We start from the raw sequence: 18802 nt of genomic DNA, 5'->3' as shown, positions 1-18802 counted from the left end.
GGCGCGCGCTATAGCGAAGCTGCGGGCTGACGCACGAGCGGGGTGTGGGATTTTGTTGGTGGGGTGGGTGGGGCGTAGCGCGTCCGTACGCTGGCGGATGGGAGGCGGCGGCTTGCAGCGCGGTAGCTAAGCCGCCGGTGTTGAATCCCGTCCGTTCGGATTGGCGTGCGGCATATATAAACCCGACGGCTTGACGCTGAGATAGATGGGGTATCCGTCCCTTGGCTTTGGATAAAGAACCGCAGCTAGCCTCCCTGAGCGGCCATTCCGCAAGCGCCCAAAGGCACCATTCAGGATGTCATCGCTGGTTCTCAAGGCCGCTCGTTTTGATTCCGCTTTGATCCTGCCGAATCACTAGCTCCATTCGCGCACATATAGCCACGTGCCGCCACGCTGCCTCCGTAGTCATCCGCCCGTTGCGCAGGACAGTCGCGCTTGCTTGGCCGGCTTGTCAAACACGAGCGTCGAACACCCGGCCAATGCATCGGCACCGAGTATTATGATACCTTTGTGCGGTCGCTTTGCCTTTGCGACAACGATAATTTCATCGGGGTCTTGCGCGGGAGCTGCGGCACCCTCCTCGGGAATGCGCCCAGCGAGATCCGCGTCGGCGACGCGCACACCAACCCGCGATAACGCAATACCTCCTAGCATCAGTGGTCGCGCGAGTTGCATCACGCGGTACGGTCGGACGATTCCATAGGCAATCTCCTGCTGCCCGGCCGCATACGTCATGGTGCCACCCTGCGCCTGAGCAAGCGCCAGGGCTGCGGGCGCAGTGACCAATGTCGTCGGGCTATGCGGATCGAACCTAAGCTTGACCGGCACGCCGCCGATCATCACCAGACCGTCGAGGAAGAACCAGTCTCCAAACAGCGCGCCACCCAGCCCTCCTTCAACGTCGAGCGGCACGGTCAGCGGTACTTCCCCCGGGCGTGCGGCGTGCAACTGAAACCGTATCACCGGCTCGGGCACACCGCCCGGGCCAATCGTGCCGTCGGCGAAGGGTTTGTAGTCGCGCGACAGCCAGCCGACTCTTCGGCTAGCTGGCTTGTGGCCGGGCCAGGTGAACTTAACGCTTGCCGTCCGGCCGTAGAAGTTTTCACTCCCGATCCGGTAGCCGACGGCGAAGGCAAACATGCCGCCACCCTTCAATCCCAGATCGGCGGTTAGCGCCCGGGGCAGCAGCGGTAGGCCGGGTGCCGCCGGCTCGATCCGAAGTCGCAGCGCGCGTCCGGCAATCGTGACCGGAATGGTTGCATCACCGCTTACGACCTGTTCAGCCGGAGGGGCGGCGCTAACCATAACGACGCACAAAACCGCTATCAATCGCCGCATATCCCGCCCCCCCGATTGTCACACGCCCGATACGCTAGCGGGATTTGCGTTCTGTCTCAATCAGACCGGGCCCGAGAAACCGACAATCGACTTTGCAACCCTTCCAGACGTTTCCGAAATTCGATCCTCCTTGGGAATGCGGCTTGCCGGGTGACATGCATCGCTGACGGACCGTGCCAATCAGCGCTGACGTTTACACCTTTATGGGGGCAGCTATACCCGTCACTCCTCGCCGGAGTCCCACCTCTTAGAGTGTGATCACGTTTGAGGGACTCCCCCCCTTCAGGGGAGGGGCTGGGGGTGGGGCGTATCCGTCCCACCGAGACCGACGCACGCGGGGACAGGCCCCACCCCAACCCCTCCCCTGAAGGGGAGGGGCTTGCCGGATCACGTAACGTCATCGCACTCAGGAGGTGGAGGCGCAGGTGGGGACCCGCTCGGCGAGCCAACCCGCACCCTTCCCCGCACCCTCACACCGCGTCATCCAGCGAGAAGCGGTCGTCATCCTCGTCATAGGCGAAGACTTCGCCGTAGCGGCCCCACAGGGTGACCGTGCGCAGCGTTTCCTCGGCATAATCGGGCGACATATGGTCTTCGAGTTCGTCGCGGAAGCGGCGCGCGGGGGCGGCGTGGCCGGCGCGTTCGTCGAGCACGCGCTTGATGTGCTGCGCGAGCGGCACATGTGCGAGCAGGGCTTGCGCGAACAGCGCCTTGCGCGTGTCGACATCGGCCTCGGCATAGCGGCGGGCCGAGGGGGTGAGCTGGATGTTCGCGCCCTGCAATTCGGCAAAGCGCAGCAATTGCAGCGTTTCCGCCATCGGGAACAGTTCGTCGATTTCGAGCTGGAGCTGGTCGGCGAGATCGGCCATCGCCGCGCGGCCGTTGAACGGGCTGGCATCGACTTCCTCGATCAACCCCGCGAGCGAGTTGGTCGAGACGCGCGGCAGCACCATCTGGATGCCGGTGCCGGGGAACACGCCGTCGCGCGCCGGTTCGGGCGCGGCGCGCGCGGTCATGCGCGCATAAATGTCATCGACCAGCGCGCGGAACGGCGGGTCGAGCCGGTCGCGCGGCTGCGGCAGATCGACCTTGATCTCGGCGGCGACGCGGCCGGGGTTGGACGAGAAGACGAGGATGCGGTCGCACATCAGCACCGCTTCCTCGATATTGTGCGTCACGATCAGGATCGATTTGATCGGCATCCGCCCTTCCGCCCACAGATCGAGCAGATCGGTGCGCAGCGTCTCCGCGGTGAGCACGTCGAGCGCGGAAAACGGCTCGTCCATCAGCAGCAGCGAGGGGTTGACGACGATCGCGCGCGCCAGGCCGACGCGCTGGCGCATGCCGCCCGACAGTTCCTTGGGATAGGCGTTTTCGAAGCCGTCCAGCCCGATCAAATCGATCGCGGCGAGCGCGCGGGTGCGGCGTTCCTCGGCGGGGACGCGCTGCGCCTCCAGCCCCAGTTCCACATTTTGCAGCACCGTCAGCCAGGGGAAGAGCGCGAAGGTCTGGAACACCATGCTGACGCTGGGCGCGGCACCGTTTTCATCGGGCACGAAATCGATCGCGCCTTCATCGGGGCGGATCAGCCCGGCGATCGAGCGCAGCAGCGTCGATTTGCCCGAGCCCGAGCGGCCGAGCAGCCCGACCACTTCATTTTCGCGCAGCGTCAGATCAACATCGTCGAGCACGAGCAGCCCGCCGCTGCCGGCCTTGCCGTAGCGGTGGGTGAGGTGTTCGACTTTGAGCAGCGTGTTGGCGGTGGCGGTGCGGGCGAGGGTGGCCATGGTCCGGGTCCAGTCTCTTGAAGGTCGAAGGTCAGGCGAGGCGCAGGCGGCGGTCGGCATAGGCATAAAGCGGGCGCCACAGGAAGCGGTTGAAGCCGATCACGAAGATCGACATCACCGCGATGCCGAGCGTCACGCGCGGGAAATCCCCGGCGGTGGTGGCTTTGGCGATATAGGTGCCAAGGCCGTGCGCCTCGAGCCGCTCGCTGCCCCAGGACACCGCTTCGGCGACGATGCTGGCGTTCCACGATCCGCCCGATGCGGTGAGCGCGCCGGTGACATAATATGGGAAGATGCCGGGGATGGCGAGCGTGCGCCACCATTGCCAGCTGCGCACGCGGAACATGCCCGCCGCCTCGCGCAGATCGTTGGGGATGGCGCTCGCGCCCGCAATGACGTTGAACAGGATGTACCACTGCGTGCCGAGCACCATCAGCGGCGACAGCCAGATGTCGATATTGAGGTGCCAGTGGACGATCGCGATGACGGCGAAGGGAAACAGCACGTTGGCCGGGAAGGCGGCGAGGAACTGTGCGACCGGCTGCAACCGTTCCGCCCAGCGCGGACGCAGGCCGATCCACACGCCGATCGGCACCCAGACGAGGCTGGCGAGCGCGATCAGCACCAGCACGCGCGCCATGGTGATAAGGCCGAGGGCAAAGGCGGTGAAGGCATCGTGCCACATCAGATGATGTGCGACATAGCCGATCACCAGCCAGGCGGCGGCGAGCAAAGCGGCGGCGACCAGCGCCAGCCACAGGATCTGGCCGAGCGGGCTGCGCGTCTCGCGGCGTTCGGATCGTTGGCCCCGGGCCGGGCGGCGGTCGATCGCCATCAGCAAGCGGCCGAGCGCGGTAAACGGGGCGAACAGCACCGGCAGCAGCTTCGTGCGGCGGAACAGGTCATAGGCCCAGCTTTGCGGGCCGTCCTGCGAGGCGGTCTGTTCGAAGCGGAAGCGATCGGCCCAGGCGACGACGGGGCGGAAGACGAGCTGGTCGTAGAGCAGGATCACCACCGCCATCGCGGCGACGGCCCAGCCAACCGCGCGGAAATCCTGCCGGTCGATTGCGAGCGCCAGCCACGATCCGATGCCGGGCAGCATGATCCGGGTGTTGCCGACGCTGATCGCCTCGGACGCAACGACGAAGAACCAGCCGCCCGACATCGACATCATCGCATTCCACACCAGCGACGGCGTGGCGAAGGGCAGTTCGAGGCGGATGAAGCGCCGCCACGGCGACAGCGCGAAGCCGCGCGAAACTTCCTCCAGGTCGCTCGGCACCGAGCGCAGCGACTGGTAGAAGCTGAACGCCATGTTCCACGCCTGGCTGGTGAAGATGGCGAAGATCGCGGCCAGTTCGACGCCCAGTTGCTGGCCAGGGAAGAGCCCCATGAAGAAGGTGACGGTGAAGGTGAGGAAGCCGAGGATCGGCACCGATTGCAGGATGTCGAGCGCGGGCACGATGACCATCTCGGCGCGCTTGCTCTTGGCGGCGAGCGTCGCGACGACGAAGGTGAAGACGAGCGATGCGGCGAGCGCCGCAAACATGCGCAGCGTGGTGCGGAGAGCGTAAGCCGGCAAATTCCACGGATCGAGCGCGACCGGATCGAGCCGGAGCTGAGACAGCGGCTGCGCGACGCCCTCCGCCCCGCGCACGATGAGCACGCCGAGCCCGGCGAGCAGCAGGAAAGCGATGGCGTCGGCCCAGCTCGGCGTCGTGACGCGCCAGTAGCGCGAAAAGGGCCGCACACCCCGGGCAATCTGGGGCATCTCACGCATTGTCTCACCTCACACGGGCGGCCGTCGACGGCCACCCGGGGCGAGACTGATCGGATCAGGCTCGACCGGGCGCCCCCGACGGCGCATATTGTCGACTACTGTCGCTTGGCATTTGCTTGTTTGATCCTGAGTGTCGGCGATTCGACCGACGCCGGGCGATTGCTCCCGCGCTGCAGCATTGTCAATTGCGGGCGGAGCGGTGTTTTTCGATCCGCGCGCTTTATGGATTCTTCACGGGAATAGGGCGGGATTGACCGGGACTTTTTACGGCGTGGGGGCGCATTCCGCTGCCATCATGACCCATCTTTCCGAACATAGCATTGGCGGTCCCCGGCGGCGTTTGCGGACGCAGCCGCGTCGAGCCGCCATCGCCCCCCGCTTGCGGTGTCGCGATGCGCGCTGGCCCGCGGTCGCTGCGGCATTGTCCGCCTTGCGCGCGACGAGACGGTGCAGCGTGCGCATCATCGATACCGATTGCGGCGCGGGAACGCTGCTGCTGTGCGCGGCGCGGCATGCCCGTGCGCTGGGCTTCACCGCGATCGAAGCTCTGGGGATCGATGATGCGCCGGGGCTGGTCGGGCGCGCCCGCGTGGCGGCGAGCGGGGTGCGCGATCCGGCGATCGGCCTGACCTTCGAGACGCGCGATCTCGCAAGCGCGCTGGGCGACGAGGCCGATTTTCCCGCCGACATCGTGCTGTGGCACGGCGCGGCGGGCTGCAACTGCGATGCCGTGCACGCGGTCGAATGCGCCGGGCGCACGCTGATCGCCGAACCGGCGGTGGCGGCATGACGCCGCGCGATCGCGCGTGGCGCGGGGTCGGGGCGGTTGCGTTCCTGTTCGCCGCGGGCGTCGGGCTGGCCGATCGGTTGGATGGCGGCAGCCTGCTCGCTTTGCCCGCCTTCGGGTTGGCGCTGATCGGGCTGGTGCTGATCGTGCAGGGCAAGCGGGTCGCTGCGGCCGTGCGGGTCGAGCGCAGCCGTCACCGTACCTTGGTCGGGGCGATCCGCGCGCAGCGGGCGGCGCGCACCCGGCGCTGATCCCGATGCGCGTTTGTACGTGACATCGCTTTTGCGAGCTTGGTATGCGCCGTCTTCGACAAGGGTTTCGCGGGGTAAGGGCGCATGGCAGGAATCGGGCGATGGCCGATCGCGGTTGCGCTGGTGTCGTGCAGCCCGGCGAGCGCGTTCGCGCAGACCGCGCTCAGTTTCGATGCGGCGCAGGCGCGCTATGATCGCAGCTCGCACACTGTCAGCGCCGCCGATCATAGCGTTGAGGCGGCGCGCGCGGCGGCGGATGCGGTGCGCACGCTGCACCGGCCGATCGTCACCGCTTCGGTGCAATATCTCGAATATCAAAAGACGCTGTCGGTCGATCTGAGCGGCCCCAAGGCGACCACGCTCGGCAATACGCAGGATTTCCTGGCGTCGCTGCCCGCGACCGTGCCGCCCGCCTATCAGCAAATCGCCGCGGACATCACCGGGCGGCTGTCGCAGGCGCTGCCGGGGCTGTTCGAGGCGATCCCCGACCAGCTCAGCTATCGCTTCCGCGACGATGTGCTGCGCCCGACGGTGCAGGGCGCGCTGCCGCTGTATAGCGGCGGCGCGATCCCGGCGATCCAGCGCGCGGCGCAAGGCGGGGTGGCGATGGCCGAGGGGCGGCGCGCGCAGGCGCTCAATCTCGCGCGGATCGACCTGATTCGCGCCTATTTCGGACAACAGGCAGCGGCGGGCTTGCTCGAGTCCGCGCGGCGCAGCCGTAATGCGCTCGACGCGGTGCTGTCGGATTCGCGCAAGCTGGAGGCGGCCGGGGTCATCCCGCATGCGCGCACGCTGGAAGTGGAGGTGGCGCGCGACACCGCCGAGCGCGTCTATCAGCGCGCCGATTTGTCGTATGCCAGCGCGCGCGACGATCTGGCGCGGCTGCTCGATCTGGAGACGGGTGTCGCCCCGACCACGGCGCTGTTCGTGCAGACGCGCCCGCTTGCGCCCGCACAGGCGTTCCTCGGCAATGAAGGCAATGTGCCGGAGGCGCGCACCGCCGATGGCGGGCGGCAAGTCGCCGATGCGGGGGTCGCGCTGGCGCGCTCGCAGCGGCTGCCGCAGGCTTATGCCTTTGGCGAATATAATTTCAACCAATCCAACGCCTTGCCGATCGAGCCCGATTGGACGGTCGGGGTTGGCGTGCGCTACACGATCTTCTCCAATATCGGGCGCAAGCATAGCGAGGACGCCGCCCGCGCCACCGCCGCCGCCGCTGCCGACACCGCCGCCGAAGCGCGCAAGACCGCGACCGGCGCGACGATGCGCGCCTACACTCTGGTCGAGGCGGCGCGGCGGTCGTTCGTGCTGCTCGACAGCAGCATTACCGCCGCGCGCGAGAATCTGCGGGTGCAGACGGTTGCGTTTCGTGAAGGCGAGGGGACGGCGACGCCAGTGATCGCGGCGCAGGCGGCGCTGGATGCGGCCGAGGCGCAGCGCATTTCGGTCGCCTATGAATATGATCTGGCGCTCGCCGGGCTGCTGGCATCGTCCGGGCGGCTGGATGAATTTAGCGGCTATCTCGCGCGCGCCGACCAGCGCCTTGTCTATGGAGCCGGGCAATGACCGATACCGCATCCGAAACCCCCGCCCCCAGCCGCCGCGCGCGCATCCTGCTGTATGTCGGGCTGGCGGTGGTCGCGGTGATCGTCGCGGTCGGGCTGTTCCTCGCCAGCCGCCCGGCGCCGGAGCAGATTCAGGGCATGGTCGAGGCGGACAGCGTCAATGTCGCGACCAAGACACTGGCGCGGGTCGATCGGTTGCTGGTCGATGAGGGCGCGCGCGTTGCGGCGGGGCAAGTGCTGGCGACGCTGTCCAGCCCCGAACTCGGCAATGCCGAACGCCAGGCGCAAGGCGCGCTCGATACGGCGCGGGCGCTGCAGGCGGTGGCGCAAGCGGGCGCGCGCAGCGAGGATGTCGGGTCGCTGCGCGCGATCTGGCAATCGGCGCAGGCTGCCGCGACCCTCGCCGCCACATCGAGCAAGCGCGCCGATACGCTCTATGCTGAGGGCGTGATCGCCGCGCAGCGCCGCGACGAGGCGCATGCCGCGCGCGACAGCAGTATGCGTTCGGCCGAGGCGGCGCGGCTGCAATATGAGAAAGCGCTGGCGGGCACCCGCAGCGAAGACAAGCAAGCCGCCGCCGCGCAGGTGCGCATCGCCGAGGCGGGCCTTTCGACCGCGCAGACGCTGGTGGCGGAGACGAAGCTGGTCTCGCCGATCGCGGGCGAAGTGGCGCGCAAGCTGCTGCAACCGGGCGAGATCGTCAGCCCGATCCTGCCCGCCTATCAGGTCACCGATATCGATCATCCCTGGGTCGCGATCACGGTGCGTGAGAGCCAATATGGTGGGCTGGCCGTGGGGCGGGTGCTGACGGGGCACGTCCCCGCGCTCAACCGCGATGTGCGTTTCCGCGTCGCCTATATCGCGCCCGAGGCCGAATTCGCCACGATCCGCGCGACGCGCCAGTCGAGCGGCTATGACGTGCGTTCCTTTTCGGTAAAGCTGCGCCCGGCCGAGCGCGTGCCGGGGCTGCGGCCGGGGATGAGCGTGCTGTTCGACTGGCCGCGATGAGCGGGCTGCGCCGCGCGCTCTGGGCCGAGCTGGCGCACCTGGCGCGCGACCGGTTCGACCTGGCGTTGCTGACGCTGCTGCCGTTACTGTGTCTGGTGGTGATGGGCGGGATGCTGTCGGGGGGATCGCCGACGGGGCTGGGCGTTATGATCGTCGATCAGGATCATAGTGCCGCGTCGCGCGGGGTGATCCGTGCGATCGCGGCGTCGGACGCGGTACGGGTGATCGGCGTGGGCAGCGATCTGGCCGAGGCCTTCGCGGCGGTGCGGCAGGAGCGCGCAGTCGCGGTGGTGGTGTTGCCGAGCGGGCTGGGCGATGGCCGTGCGCGTGCCGTGCCGCGGGCGGTCGAGATTTTCTATCAGACCGCGTTCCTGTCAACGGGCGTGCTGGCATCGACGCGGTTGCAGCTTGCGGTTGCCGCCGAACTGGCGGCGCAGGCCCCCGCGCAAGCGGGGCGGGGCGGGGTGCGCTTGCTGCGCGCGCCGCTGCCCGGTGTGGAGGTGACCTTGCTCGGCAATCCGGGCGCGAGTTTGGAATGGTATCTCGGGCTGCTGATCGGCCCGGCGGTGCTGCATTTGCTGATCGCGGTGACCACGGCGGCATCTTTGGGGCGGGAATTGCAGGACGGGTCGCTGGCCGCTTGGGCGCGCCGGGTTGGCAATCCCGCGGCGGCGCTGGTCGGGCGGTTCCTGCCGCATGTCGCGCTCGGGATATTGTGGCTATGCCTGTGGCTGCTGTGGCTGACGCTGGCGCAGGGCTACCGCTTCGACGGGGCGATCGCGCTGGTGGCGGTGGGCGGGGCGTTGCTGTTCGTCGGCACGGCGGCGGTCTCGGCACTGTTGATCGCGCTGACTGGGGAAATCGCGACGAGCTTGTCGGCGAGCGTGATCTATGCCGGGTCGGCGCTGGCCTATTCGGGCGCATCCTTGCCGCTGACCGGCGGCCTTTTGTTTGCGCGGGTGTGGAGCAGCGTGCTGCCGCTGACGCATTTCGTTGCGCTGGAAATGGACCAGGCGATTGGCGTGACGCTGGCGACCTGGGCGCAGCAGGCAGCGGTACTGGCGCTGGTGCCGCTGCTGGCGGGCGGGGCGGCACTGCTGGTGATCCGCCGCCAGGCGCGTCGCGCGGCATGAGCTTCCGCCGGGCCTTTGAGGGCGCGTTGCTCGAAATCCTGCGCACGCGCGATCTGGTCGCGGTGGCGGTGATTTCGGTGCTGTTCTACGCGTTTTACTATCCCGCGCCTTATGCGCATCAGGTGGTCGAGCGCTTGCCGATCGCGGTGGTCGATGCCGACCATAGCGCGCTGTCGCGCGGCATCCTCCAGCAACTCGCCGCCGCGCCTGAAGTGACGATTGCCGCAGAGGTGCCGGATATGGCGGCGGCGACCGTATTGGCGCGCACGCGCAAGGTGGAGGGTATTTTGCTGCTGCCGCAGGGTCTTGCCAGCGGGGTCGCGTCGGCGCGGCCGGGGGCGGGGATCGCCTTGTGGCTGAACGGGGCCTATCTGCTGCGCGCGGAAGGCGTCGGCAAGAGCATTGCGAGCGCGATCAGCACGGTCGTGCAGCAGCGGCTGGCGGGGCTGTCGCTTGGGCAAGGCGTGCCGCAGATTTCGGTGATCCCGCGGCCGCTGTTCAACACGACCGAGGGCTATCGCGACTATGTCTTCCCGGCGGTCGCCAATGTCATCCTTGAACAGACGCTGCTGTTCGCGGTGGCGCGGCTGATTGCCGAGCGGCGGCGCAAACGGCTTTGGGTACGCGGCGGGCGGGCGTTTGCCGGGGTGTGGGCCGCGTGTGCGACGATTGGGACGCTGGCGGGAGGCCTGTATTTCGGGCTGGTGTTCTGGGTGCAGGATATTCCGCATGGCGGCAATCTGGCTGCGCTCGCGCTGGTGGTGCCGCTGTTCGCCGCGACCGTCTCGGCACTCGGGATGCTGGCCGGCAGCCTGGTGCGCAGTGGCGACGATGCGCTCAAGCTGCTGATCCCGACCTCAATCCCGTTCGTGTTCCTGTCGGGCTTCGCCTGGCCGCTGGTGGCGATGCCCTGGTGGGTGCAGATGGCGGCGTGGACGATCCCGGTGACGCCCGCGACGCATCTGTTCGTGCCGCTCAACCAGATGGGCGCGTCGCTTGGCGAAGTGCGCGGGGCGTTGATCGTGCTGGTGGCGCAACTGGCGTGCTTCGGGGGGCTCGCGGCGCTGCGCCTGGCGCGGCGCGGAGCCATTGGGCATGGTGCGCCGGCCTGACCCGCGCATGGCAAACCGGGCGCACCATCGTCCATGCGCCGGTTTAAGACGGCGCGATCCCACGCTGTGGATCGCTGATGTGAATGTCGTCCTTCGCCCAGTCCGCGCGGGAGCGGCACGGGTCGGGCGGGGTGCCCGGATGCGGATCGGCGGGTGCCGGATCGGCGAAGACGCGGATGCAATAAACATCGCGGTCCGCTTTGTAGGTAACGCGGTAGGTTTCGGTGATGGTGCGCCGGTCTGCTGCGGCTTGCGGCGATGCGGCCACGGCGGCGAGTGCGATCAGGTGGGCGGTCAGGCTCATGGCAAGTCTCCAGACGGTCGGGCGGGGATTTGTCCCCGACCCCACCGCCTGCCATGCGAGAAGTGTGCCATGTAAATAATACACCTAAATCTGCGATAATCGGGCCAAGGTGCGGTGGCGATGCACCGTTCATCCCACCGATCTTTGGGTTTCAGCGCCAATGGGTAGAAGGAAATGCTGCCGGCAATCCACCTTAGTGGCGGTTCGGTCGATCCCACCGCTCGCGCCTTCAATCGATCACGACGATGACGCTCTTGATCGCTGACTGGCCCTGTCACCGGTCGTTCATAGCGTAATAGGGCCAACAATAGGTCCGACAACAAACTTGAGTGAAAGACAAAAAAGGTGTAATAAAACCGGGCTTGAGCGACTCGATCTGTCATCAAGCCAGTCCGCTTCAAATATCGTATATTTGATATACCATGGCTATGGAAATGGCCGTGGCGATGTTGCGTGTAGTATAGAAATAAAACGGTAAACATCGTTTTTAAAACTGTAACGCTAGGAAAGGACGTCGACTATGACCGTCTACAATATCCAAAATCAATGGGGCGGCTCGTCCGCGCCGTGGCACGACGGTGGAGTACTCAACATCGGCAACCGGGCAGACCAACTGCCGATCGCACTCCATATTCAATCCGGCGATGGCGGACTGAGCTTCACCGGTACGATGACGTATCAGGGCGAGGGGCCAATTGGGCTGCGCGCCACGCGCGTCACCGAAAATTGTTACCATGCCGAAAACCAATGGGGCGGCAAAGACGCCCCCTGGCATGATGCGGGCCTGTTCCTGCTCGGTGCGCGCGATGGCCAGAATGCCGTCGCCTTCGATCTGACCTCGCATGACGGGCAGACCGTGACCGGCACGATGACCTATGCCGGCGAAGGCCCGATCGGGGTGAAGGGGACGAAATCCCCCGGTGTCGCTTTCGACGCCACCAATCAATGGGGTGGCAGCGGTGCGCCGTGGCATCAGGGTGGCCAGTGGGTGCTGGGTTGCCGCCCGGACCAGCCCGTGGTCGGTCTCGAAGTCTCCAGCCATGACAATGGCAAGACGCTGACGGGCACGATGATCTATAAGGGCGAAGGCCCGATCGGCTTCCGCGGCACGCGCACGATGGCCAACACCTATAGCGTGGTGAACCAATGGGGCGGCAATGACGCTCCCTGGCATCCGGGCGGTGAATGGGTGCTCGGCTGCCGTGGCAAGCAGGGCGTCGTCGCGATCAGCGCCAAGGGCGAAGGCAATGGCCTGACCGGCACGATGATGTATGCCGGTGAAGGTCCGATCGGCCTGACGCTGGTGCCGAGCGTCGCGCACGTCCACGCGACCGCCTGACGCTACCCGCCGTCCCCCGGCGCAACCGGGGGACGGCGCATTGCGGGCGGCGTGGCTCGCGGTCGCGCTCGTGATCGTGGAAAGACGTGGCTGCTTCGTGACGAAATGTTGCTGGGGATCGCGGTGGGGTCGCTACGGCCGCCGTGTCCGTTGACGCTGCGCAAGCACGTCCTTACCGCAACGGACCCATGACCGTCCGCCACGCCCCTCTGCCGATCCCCTACCGATGACGACTGCCCCCACCATCGTATTGGTCGAGGATGACCCCGCGCTGCGCACGCTGACCACGCGCGCGCTGCAGGAACATGGCTATACCGTGCGCCCTGCGGGCTCGGCCCCGGAAATGTGGCTGGCGATGGAGGCGGGGCCGGTCGATCTGGTGCTGCTGGATATCATGCTGCCGGGCACTGACGGCATCGAGCTGTGCCGGCGGCTGCGGCAGAAGAGCAATGTCCCGATCATCTTCATCAGCGCGCGCGCGAGCGAGACCGATCGTGTGGTCGGGCTGGAGCTGGGGGCGGACGATTATCTCGCCAAGCCGTTCGGCACGCGCGAGCTGACCGCGCGCATCCGCGCCGTGCTGCGCCGGACCGAGACGCCGCGCGACGCGCAGGATCGCGAAGAAGGCGTGCGCCGTTTCGATGGCTGGACGGTCAGCTTGCCGCGCCGCCAGTTACAGGCACCGAGCGGCGCGGTGGTCGATTTGACCGGGGCGGAGTTCGATCTGCTGGTCAGCTTGCTCGACCATTCCGGTCGTGTGATTGCGCGCGAACGGCTGATCGAACTGTCGCGCACGCGCATGGGCGACAGCACCGATCGCAGCGTCGACGTGCTGGTCAGCCGCTTGCGCCGCAAGCTCACGACCGAGGGCAGCGCCCCGCCGATCGTGACGGTGCGCGGCGTCGGCTATATGTTCAACACCACGGTCGAGCGTTCTTGAAGCGTCTGGTGCATCCCTCGCTCGGGCTGATCGGGCGAGTTGTGGCGATCCTGCTGCTGGCGATGCTGGTCGAATTCACGATGAACGCGGTGCTGTATGAGCGCGCCAGCCAGTTTTCGGTGCGCGACGATGTCGGGCGCCGGCTGGCCGAACATCTGGTGATCGCGCGGCGGCTGACGATGGACACGACGGTGCCCGACCGCCCGGCGATGGCGCGGCGGTTGTCGACCCCGCATTACACCATGGCGTGGAGCGCCACTGCGCCCGCGCCGACCGACCCCGCGCTCACGCAGATGCGCGCGCGCGTGCTCAGCTGGGAGCCGGTGCTGCGCTCGGGCGATTTGCGGCTGCATCTCGATACGATCGGCGAAGATTCGTATGTCGCAGGCGCGAGTGCGCTGCCCGATGGCAGCTGGCTGCATTTCCGCACGGTCGAGCCGATCGACAGCCTGGATGAGTCGTACAGCCGCATCCTGATCGCCTTTGTGGTGGCGGGGGGCGTGATGGTGCTGGGCGGCGCACTGATCGGGCGGACGCTGCGCCCGATGCGGCAATTGGCGGATGCGGCGGACCGCTTCGGCACCGCCGAGCCGCGCCCGCTGGTCGAGGAAGGGCCGGGCGAGGTGCGCCGCGTCATCACCGCCTTCAATCGGATGCAGGCCCGCATCCAGCAATTGATCGAGGATCGCACGCAGGCGCTGGCGGCGGTGGGGCATGACATCCGCACCCCGCTGGCGCGGTTGCGCTTGCGCGCCGAGGGCGTGGGGCCGACGCCGCTGCGCGACGAGATCCTGGAAGACGTCGCCGAGATGGACGCGATGGTTGCCTCGCTGCTGGCGTTTCTCGGTGGCGAGGATGACCCCGAAAAACCCGTGCTGGCCGATCTGGCGGTGGTCTGCGCGACGCTGGCCGACGATGCCGCCGATCATGGCCGCGAGGTCCATTATGTCGGTCCCTCGCATTTCGAGCACCGCTTTCGCCCGATGGGGATGAAGCGCGCGCTGATCAATCTGATCGACAATGGGCTGCATCATGGCTCGGTCGTGACGATCGTGCTGTCGAGCACCCCGGGCGAGGTCGTGCTGCGGGTCGAGGATGACGGGCCGGGTATTCCGGAAGACGCCTTGCAGAGCGTGCTGGAGCCGTTCGTCCGGCTCGATACCGCGCGTCGGCGCGATACGCTGGGGCTGGGGCTGGGGCTGGCGATCGTGGTGCGACTGGTCGACCTGGAAGGCGGCGCGCTACGCCTCACCAATCTGCCCGAAGGCGGCCTGCGTGCGGAAATCCGCCTGCCACGTTGATCGGAAACGCTTCCTTACAAAAGTGCCGCGTTGCAGCAAAACGCAGTTCGTATCTGATCCTGTGAAGCCCGCGCAGCCCCCGCGCGGTGCAAGCAGGAGCCAGGTTCATGAACGAGCTGATCGGTCGCGTCTTCGACTTTCAAAAGTCGGTCTTCCCCAATCAAAGCGCGCTCTACGCCAACCTCGCCGTCAACGGGCAGCGTCCCAAGGCGCTGATCGTGTCGTGCGCGGATTCGCGCGTCGTGCCCGAAGAAATCCTCCAGGCCGCCCCCGGCGACCTGTTCGTCTGCCGCAATGCCGGCAACATCGTCCCCCCGTTCAGCAACGCCAATGGCGGCGTCACCTCGACGGTCGAATATGCGGTGATGGCGCTGGGGGTGCGCGACATCATCGTTTGCGGCCATTCCGATTGCGGCGCGATGAAGGCGCTGATGAACCCGTCGTCGCTGGAAACCATGCCCAATGTCGCGGCGTGGTTGCGCCATAGCCATGCCGCGCATTCGGTGGTGAGCGACGCTTATCCCGACCTTGACGGGCATGATCAGGTGCGTGCTGCCGCGTTGGAAAACGTTGTGGTGCAGATCGCGCATCTGCGCACGCATCCGGCGGTCGCCTCGGGCATTGCGCGCGGTGAGTTGGCGCTGCACGGCTGGTTCTTCGACATTCATCAGGGCGCGGTGTTCGCGCTCGACGGTGGCACCGGGCGGTTCGAGCAGATCCGCGACGATCGCCCGATGCCGGTCGCCTTGCCCGCGCAGCAGCGCCTTGCCTCGGGCGTTTCCTATCTGGAGGCGGCCGAGTGAGCTTCGCTGGTTTCAAATTGCCGACGCTGGCAGTGGCTTCGCGGGATTTCACCGCATCGATCGTCGTGTTCCTGGTGGCGATGCCCTTGTGCATGGGCATCGCGATCGCGTCGGGCGTGCCGCCCGAAAAGGGGCTGATCACCGGGATTATCGGCGGCATCGTCGTCGGTGCGCTGGCCGGTTCTCCCTTGCAGGTCAGCGGCCCCGCCGCTGGCCTGGCGGTCGTCGTGTTCGAATTGGTCCGTGACAAGGGCCTGTCGGCGCTGGGGCCGATCCTGATTCTGGCCGGGCTGATCCAGCTCATCGCCGGGATTTTGAAGGTCGGCGGCTGGTTCCGCGCGATCTCGCCCGCTGTCGTCCACGGGATGCTCGCGGGTATCGGCGTGCTGATCGTCGTCGGTCAGTTCCACGTGCTGTTCGATGCGCGGCCCTTGCCGAGCGGCATCCAGAATCTGCTCGCCATTCCCGGTCGCTTGTTCGGCCTGTCCGCGACCAATGTCTCGGGCGTCGAACAGGCGTTCATGATCGGCCTGTTGACGATCGCGGCGATGCTGGGGTGGGAACGCTTCCGCCCGGCGGCCTTGCGCCAGGTGCCCGCCGCTCTGGTTGGCGTGATGGTCGGCACGCTCGTCGCGTTCAGCCTGGGCCTCACCATCGACCGCGTCGATGTGCCGCAATCGATCGTCGCGGCGGTCGCGCTGCCTGGGCCGGATTTCCTGGCCAAGTGGATCGACCCGTCGATCATCGTCGCAGCCCTCGCCATCGCCTTTATCGCCAGCGCGGAAACGCTGCTGTCGGCAGCGGCGGTCGACCGGATGCACGATGGCGTGCGCACCGATTACAATAAGGAATTGCGCGCGCAGGGCATCGGCAATTTGCTGTGCGGCGTGGCGGGTGCCTTGCCGATGACCGGCGTGATCGTGCGCAGTTCGGCCAATGTGCAGGCGGGCGCGACCACGCGGCTTTCGGCGATGCTGCATGGCGTGTGGATCCTCGGCTTCGTCGCGTTGCTGCCGTGGCTGCTGCGCGAAATTCCGATGGCCGCCCTGGGTGCGATCCTGGTGGTGACCGGGGTGCGGCTCGTCAGCGTCGCGCATGTCCGTCACTTGTTCCACAGTTATGGCGTGTTGCCGGCGCTGATCTGGGCGGTGACGCTGGTCGTGGTGGTGGTCGAGGACCTGTTGACCGGCGTGCTGGTCGGCATTGCGCTCTCGCTGCTGGAACTGGCACCGCATGTGCGCCGCCTGCGCCTGAAGGTCGAAATGCCCGATGCGGCGCAAGGGCGCGACATGGCGCTGGCGGGCAGCGCGACCTTCGTGACCTTGCCCAAATTGTCGGACACGCTGGATGCGCTGCCGATGGATGGGCCGACGCGCCTCGATGTGTCGCGGCTGACCAAGGTCGACCACACCTGCGCCGAGCTGATCAAGGAATGGCTGGCGCGCCGTCGCGCGGCGGGCCACCCGGTCGAGCTGACCGGTGCCTCTGGCGAGCTGGCGGCGATGGCGGCCTGATCCGCCGCCAGCAACGCTTTGTTACAAAGCGGCAAGGGGCGTGCAGTGCCGCCCGGATACACAATGACTTCCCCGAACCGACCGCTCCCCGTCGCACCCCCAATCGCGATGAGAGGAGCGGCGGACCGGGGCGCAGGCGGGAACCCAGTCAACGCATGATCTTTATCATGAAGGGGGTCCCATGAAACGTTACGTGCTCGCCACGCTCTTGTGCCTTACGCCGCTGCCCGCTTTTGCGCAGGAGAGTGGCGGCGACACCGCGCCACCGCCACCATTCAAGGTGTCGGGGAGTGTCGCGCTCGTCTCGGACTATCGGTTCCGGGGCGTCTCCCAATCGGACAAGCAGTTCGCGCTGCAGGGCGGCATTACCGTCACCCACGAAAGCGGGCTTTATGCCAGCACCTGGGCCTCCAACCTGGCCGGCTGGGGCACCTTTGGCGGTGCCAATCTCGAGCTCGATCTGGTTGGCGGATATAAACATGCGCTCGCTGGCGGCACGGTCGATGTCGGGCTGACCTGGTATATGTATCCGGGCGGCGCCGATCTGACCGATTTTGCCGAACCCTATGTCAAAATGAGCGGCACGCTTGGTCCTGCAACCTTGCTGGCGGGTGTCGCCTATGCGCCCAAGCAAAAGGCGCTGGGCAATTTCTCCAACACCGCGGAAAGCCGCGGGCAATCCCAGGACAATCTCTATCTGTGGGGCGATGGCAGCGCGGGCATTCCGGGCACGCCCGTCACCGCCAAGGCGCATCTCGGCTATTCCAAGGGCAATCCGGGGCTGGGGCCGAATGGCACCAGCGTCGCGCCGACGGGGAGTTATTGGGATTGGCTGCTGGGGGTCGATTATGTGGTGGGGCCAGTGACGCTCGGCGTCGCTTATGTCGACACCGACATCAGCCGCGCCAAATCGGCCTATTTGCTGCCCAACTTCTCTTCGACCAAGAACGGATCGTCGATCGCGGGCAGCAAGGTGGTGTTCAGCGTTTCCGCCGCCTTCTGACGATGGATTATGGCCGCCGGGGCAGCAACCCCGGCGGTCCTTTTTCCTCAGGCGGCGTCGACCAGCACGATCTCGCTATCCTCGATCGCCGTCACCCGCAGCACGGCTTCATCGCGGATCGCGGCACCGTCGCGAGCATTGACGCGCAGGCCGTTGATTTCGATCGCACCGGTGGCGGGGACGAGATAGCCGCGCCGATCCATGCCGAGCGGATATTCAGCGGTTTCGCCGGCCTTCAACGATGCGCCGACGACGCGGGCATCGGTGCGGATCGGCAGCGCATCGCCATCCTCGGCAAAGCCGCTGGCCAGCACCACGAACTGTCCGGCGCGATCGCCCTTGGGGAAGGGGCGGGCACCCCAGCTTGGCTTCTCGCCACCGCGCGTCGGCTGAATCCAGATCTGGAAGATCCTGGTGGTGATATCCTCCTTATTATATTCGGAATGGGTGATACCGGTGCCGGCACTCATCACCTGCACATCGCCCGCCTCGGTGCGGCCGAGATTGCCGAGATTGTCCTGATGCGTGATCGCGCCTTCGCGGACATAGGTGATGATCTCCATGTCGCGGTGCGGATGCGGCGGGAAGCCCGTTTGCGGTGCGATCGTGTCGTCATTCCACACCCGCAAATTGCCCCAATTGGTGCGCGCAGGGTCATAATAATTGGCGAAGGAGAAATGGTGCTTGGCGTCGAGCCAACCGTGATTGGCACCGCCGAGGCTGGCATAAGGGCGAAGGTCGATCATGGTGCAAACTCCTGTGCTGCGGGGGACTGGCAGGGTGCCGGTCCGTCCGTCGATGAGCGGGAGATAGAGCGTCTCGACTTCGGTGTTCAGT

General features: G+C 66.7%; 17 protein-coding genes. 12 read left to right on the top strand and 5 right to left on the bottom strand.

Features of this window, described 5'->3' with window-relative positions:
* Positions 1 to 405: 405 nt before the first annotated feature.
* The 3 genes from H4W01_RS11690 to H4W01_RS11680 all read right to left on the bottom strand — a co-directional run bounded on the left by H4W01_RS11690 (position 406) and on the right by H4W01_RS11680 (position 4896).
* The gene (locus H4W01_RS11690) at positions 406 to 1305 is read right to left on the bottom strand and encodes a hypothetical protein (RefSeq protein ID WP_209611117.1); all 900 of its coding nucleotides are present in this window, start codon (positions 1303 to 1305) and stop codon (positions 406 to 408) included.
* 503 nt (positions 1306 to 1808) lie between these two features.
* Positions 1809 to 3125, bottom strand: a complete 1317-nt coding sequence (locus tag H4W01_RS11685) for an ABC transporter ATP-binding protein (RefSeq protein ID WP_209611116.1) — start codon at positions 3123 to 3125, stop codon at positions 1809 to 1811.
* 31 nt (positions 3126 to 3156) lie between these two features.
* Positions 3157 to 4896 carry an ABC transporter permease gene (locus tag H4W01_RS11680; protein ID WP_209613342.1) on the bottom strand — a complete coding sequence of 580 codons (1740 nt, stop codon included), beginning with the start codon at positions 4894 to 4896 and terminating at the stop codon, positions 3157 to 3159.
* Positions 4897 to 5359: 463 nt separating this feature from the next.
* Here H4W01_RS11680 and H4W01_RS11675 point away from each other — a divergent pair, with 463 nt between their 5' ends.
* The 6 genes from H4W01_RS11675 to H4W01_RS11650 all read left to right on the top strand — a co-directional run bounded on the left by H4W01_RS11675 (position 5360) and on the right by H4W01_RS11650 (position 10761).
* Positions 5360 to 5695 (top strand): hypothetical protein, encoded by a 336-nt coding sequence (locus H4W01_RS11675; protein WP_334685245.1) that lies wholly within the window; start codon positions 5360 to 5362, stop codon positions 5693 to 5695.
* A complete protein-coding gene (locus H4W01_RS11670) occupies positions 5692 to 5943 on the top strand; it encodes a hypothetical protein (RefSeq protein WP_209611114.1) in 252 nt (83 codons plus the stop codon). The genes H4W01_RS11675 and H4W01_RS11670 overlap by 4 nt, the downstream gene beginning before the upstream one ends.
* An 84-nt stretch (positions 5944 to 6027) precedes the next feature.
* Positions 6028 to 7509 (top strand): TolC family protein, encoded by a 1482-nt coding sequence (locus H4W01_RS11665; protein WP_209611113.1) that lies wholly within the window; start codon positions 6028 to 6030, stop codon positions 7507 to 7509.
* A complete protein-coding gene (locus tag H4W01_RS11660) occupies positions 7506 to 8516 on the top strand; it encodes an HlyD family secretion protein (protein ID WP_209611112.1) in 1011 nt (336 codons plus the stop codon). The genes H4W01_RS11665 and H4W01_RS11660 overlap by 4 nt, the downstream gene beginning before the upstream one ends.
* Positions 8513 to 9649 (top strand): ABC transporter permease, encoded by a 1137-nt coding sequence (locus tag H4W01_RS11655; RefSeq protein WP_209611111.1) that lies wholly within the window; start codon positions 8513 to 8515, stop codon positions 9647 to 9649. Before H4W01_RS11660 ends, H4W01_RS11655 begins: the two co-directional genes overlap by 4 nt.
* Positions 9646 to 10761: an ABC transporter permease gene (locus H4W01_RS11650; protein WP_209611110.1), complete on the top strand. Its 1116-nt coding sequence runs from the start codon at positions 9646 to 9648 to the stop codon at positions 10759 to 10761. Before H4W01_RS11655 ends, H4W01_RS11650 begins: the two co-directional genes overlap by 4 nt.
* 43 nt (positions 10762 to 10804) lie before the next feature.
* Here the strand turns inward: H4W01_RS11650 and H4W01_RS11645 are convergent, their stop codons facing one another.
* Positions 10805 to 11065 carry a hypothetical protein gene (locus H4W01_RS11645; protein ID WP_209611109.1) on the bottom strand — a complete coding sequence of 87 codons (261 nt, stop codon included), beginning with the start codon at positions 11063 to 11065 and terminating at the stop codon, positions 10805 to 10807.
* 520 nt (positions 11066 to 11585) lie between these two features.
* On the opposite strand from H4W01_RS11645, the gene H4W01_RS11640 reads away from it, so the two are divergent.
* From H4W01_RS11640 to H4W01_RS11615, 6 genes are all read left to right on the top strand, one after another.
* Positions 11586 to 12404, top strand: a complete 819-nt coding sequence (locus H4W01_RS11640; RefSeq protein WP_209611108.1) for a lectin OAA family protein — start codon at positions 11586 to 11588, stop codon at positions 12402 to 12404.
* Positions 12405 to 12630: 226 nt separating this feature from the next.
* Complete coding sequence (locus tag H4W01_RS11635; protein ID WP_209611107.1) at positions 12631 to 13344, top strand: response regulator; 714 nt, start codon at positions 12631 to 12633, stop codon at positions 13342 to 13344.
* Positions 13341 to 14645 (top strand): ATP-binding protein, encoded by a 1305-nt coding sequence (locus tag H4W01_RS11630; protein ID WP_209611106.1) that lies wholly within the window; start codon positions 13341 to 13343, stop codon positions 14643 to 14645. Before H4W01_RS11635 ends, H4W01_RS11630 begins: the two co-directional genes overlap by 4 nt.
* A 107-nt stretch (positions 14646 to 14752) precedes the next feature.
* Positions 14753 to 15448 (top strand): carbonic anhydrase, encoded by a 696-nt coding sequence (locus H4W01_RS11625; RefSeq protein WP_010403597.1) that lies wholly within the window; start codon positions 14753 to 14755, stop codon positions 15446 to 15448.
* Positions 15445 to 16962 carry a SulP family inorganic anion transporter gene (locus H4W01_RS11620; protein ID WP_209611105.1) on the top strand — a complete coding sequence of 506 codons (1518 nt, stop codon included), beginning with the start codon at positions 15445 to 15447 and terminating at the stop codon, positions 16960 to 16962. Before H4W01_RS11625 ends, H4W01_RS11620 begins: the two co-directional genes overlap by 4 nt.
* Before the next feature lie 181 nt (positions 16963 to 17143).
* Positions 17144 to 17965, top strand: coding sequence for a TorF family putative porin (locus tag H4W01_RS11615; protein WP_209611104.1), 822 nt, complete (start codon positions 17144 to 17146; stop codon positions 17963 to 17965).
* Positions 17966 to 18012: 47 nt separating this feature from the next.
* Here H4W01_RS11615 and H4W01_RS11610 read toward each other — a convergent pair whose 3' ends face one another.
* Positions 18013 to 18711, bottom strand: coding sequence for a pirin family protein (locus H4W01_RS11610; protein ID WP_209611103.1), 699 nt, complete (start codon positions 18709 to 18711; stop codon positions 18013 to 18015).
* Between the last annotated feature and the right edge of the window lie 91 nt (positions 18712 to 18802).

The organism is Sphingomonas sp. PL20 (genome assembly GCF_017875905.1).
GTDB lineage: Bacteria > Pseudomonadota > Alphaproteobacteria > Sphingomonadales > Sphingomonadaceae > Sphingomonas > Sphingomonas echinoides.
This window is presented reverse-complemented; position numbering and strand designations above follow the sequence as displayed.

Coding starts and splice junctions, on each gene's coding strand:
- H4W01_RS11625 (WP_010403597.1), top strand. CDS start 14,753: ATGAACGAGCTGATCGGTCGCGTCTTCGACTTTCAAAAGTCGGTCTTC.
- H4W01_RS11690 (WP_209611117.1), bottom strand. CDS start 1,305: ATGGTTAGCGCCGCCCCTCCGGCTGAACAGGTCGTAAGCGGTGATGCA.
- H4W01_RS11645 (WP_209611109.1), bottom strand. CDS start 11,065: ATGAGCCTGACCGCCCACCTGATCGCACTCGCCGCCGTGGCCGCATCG.
- H4W01_RS11680 (WP_209613342.1), bottom strand. CDS start 4,896: ATGCCCCAGATTGCCCGGGGTGTGCGGCCCTTTTCGCGCTACTGGCGC.
- H4W01_RS11610 (WP_209611103.1), bottom strand. CDS start 18,711: ATGATCGACCTTCGCCCTTATGCCAGCCTCGGCGGTGCCAATCACGGT.
- H4W01_RS11660 (WP_209611112.1), top strand. CDS start 7,506: ATGACCGATACCGCATCCGAAACCCCCGCCCCCAGCCGCCGCGCGCGC.
- H4W01_RS11635 (WP_209611107.1), top strand. CDS start 12,631: ATGACGACTGCCCCCACCATCGTATTGGTCGAGGATGACCCCGCGCTG.
- H4W01_RS11650 (WP_209611110.1), top strand. CDS start 9,646: ATGAGCTTCCGCCGGGCCTTTGAGGGCGCGTTGCTCGAAATCCTGCGC.
- H4W01_RS11640 (WP_209611108.1), top strand. CDS start 11,586: ATGACCGTCTACAATATCCAAAATCAATGGGGCGGCTCGTCCGCGCCG.
- H4W01_RS11655 (WP_209611111.1), top strand. CDS start 8,513: ATGAGCGGGCTGCGCCGCGCGCTCTGGGCCGAGCTGGCGCACCTGGCG.
- H4W01_RS11615 (WP_209611104.1), top strand. CDS start 17,144: ATGAAACGTTACGTGCTCGCCACGCTCTTGTGCCTTACGCCGCTGCCC.
- H4W01_RS11665 (WP_209611113.1), top strand. CDS start 6,028: ATGGCAGGAATCGGGCGATGGCCGATCGCGGTTGCGCTGGTGTCGTGC.
- H4W01_RS11685 (WP_209611116.1), bottom strand. CDS start 3,125: ATGGCCACCCTCGCCCGCACCGCCACCGCCAACACGCTGCTCAAAGTC.
- H4W01_RS11670 (WP_209611114.1), top strand. CDS start 5,692: ATGACGCCGCGCGATCGCGCGTGGCGCGGGGTCGGGGCGGTTGCGTTC.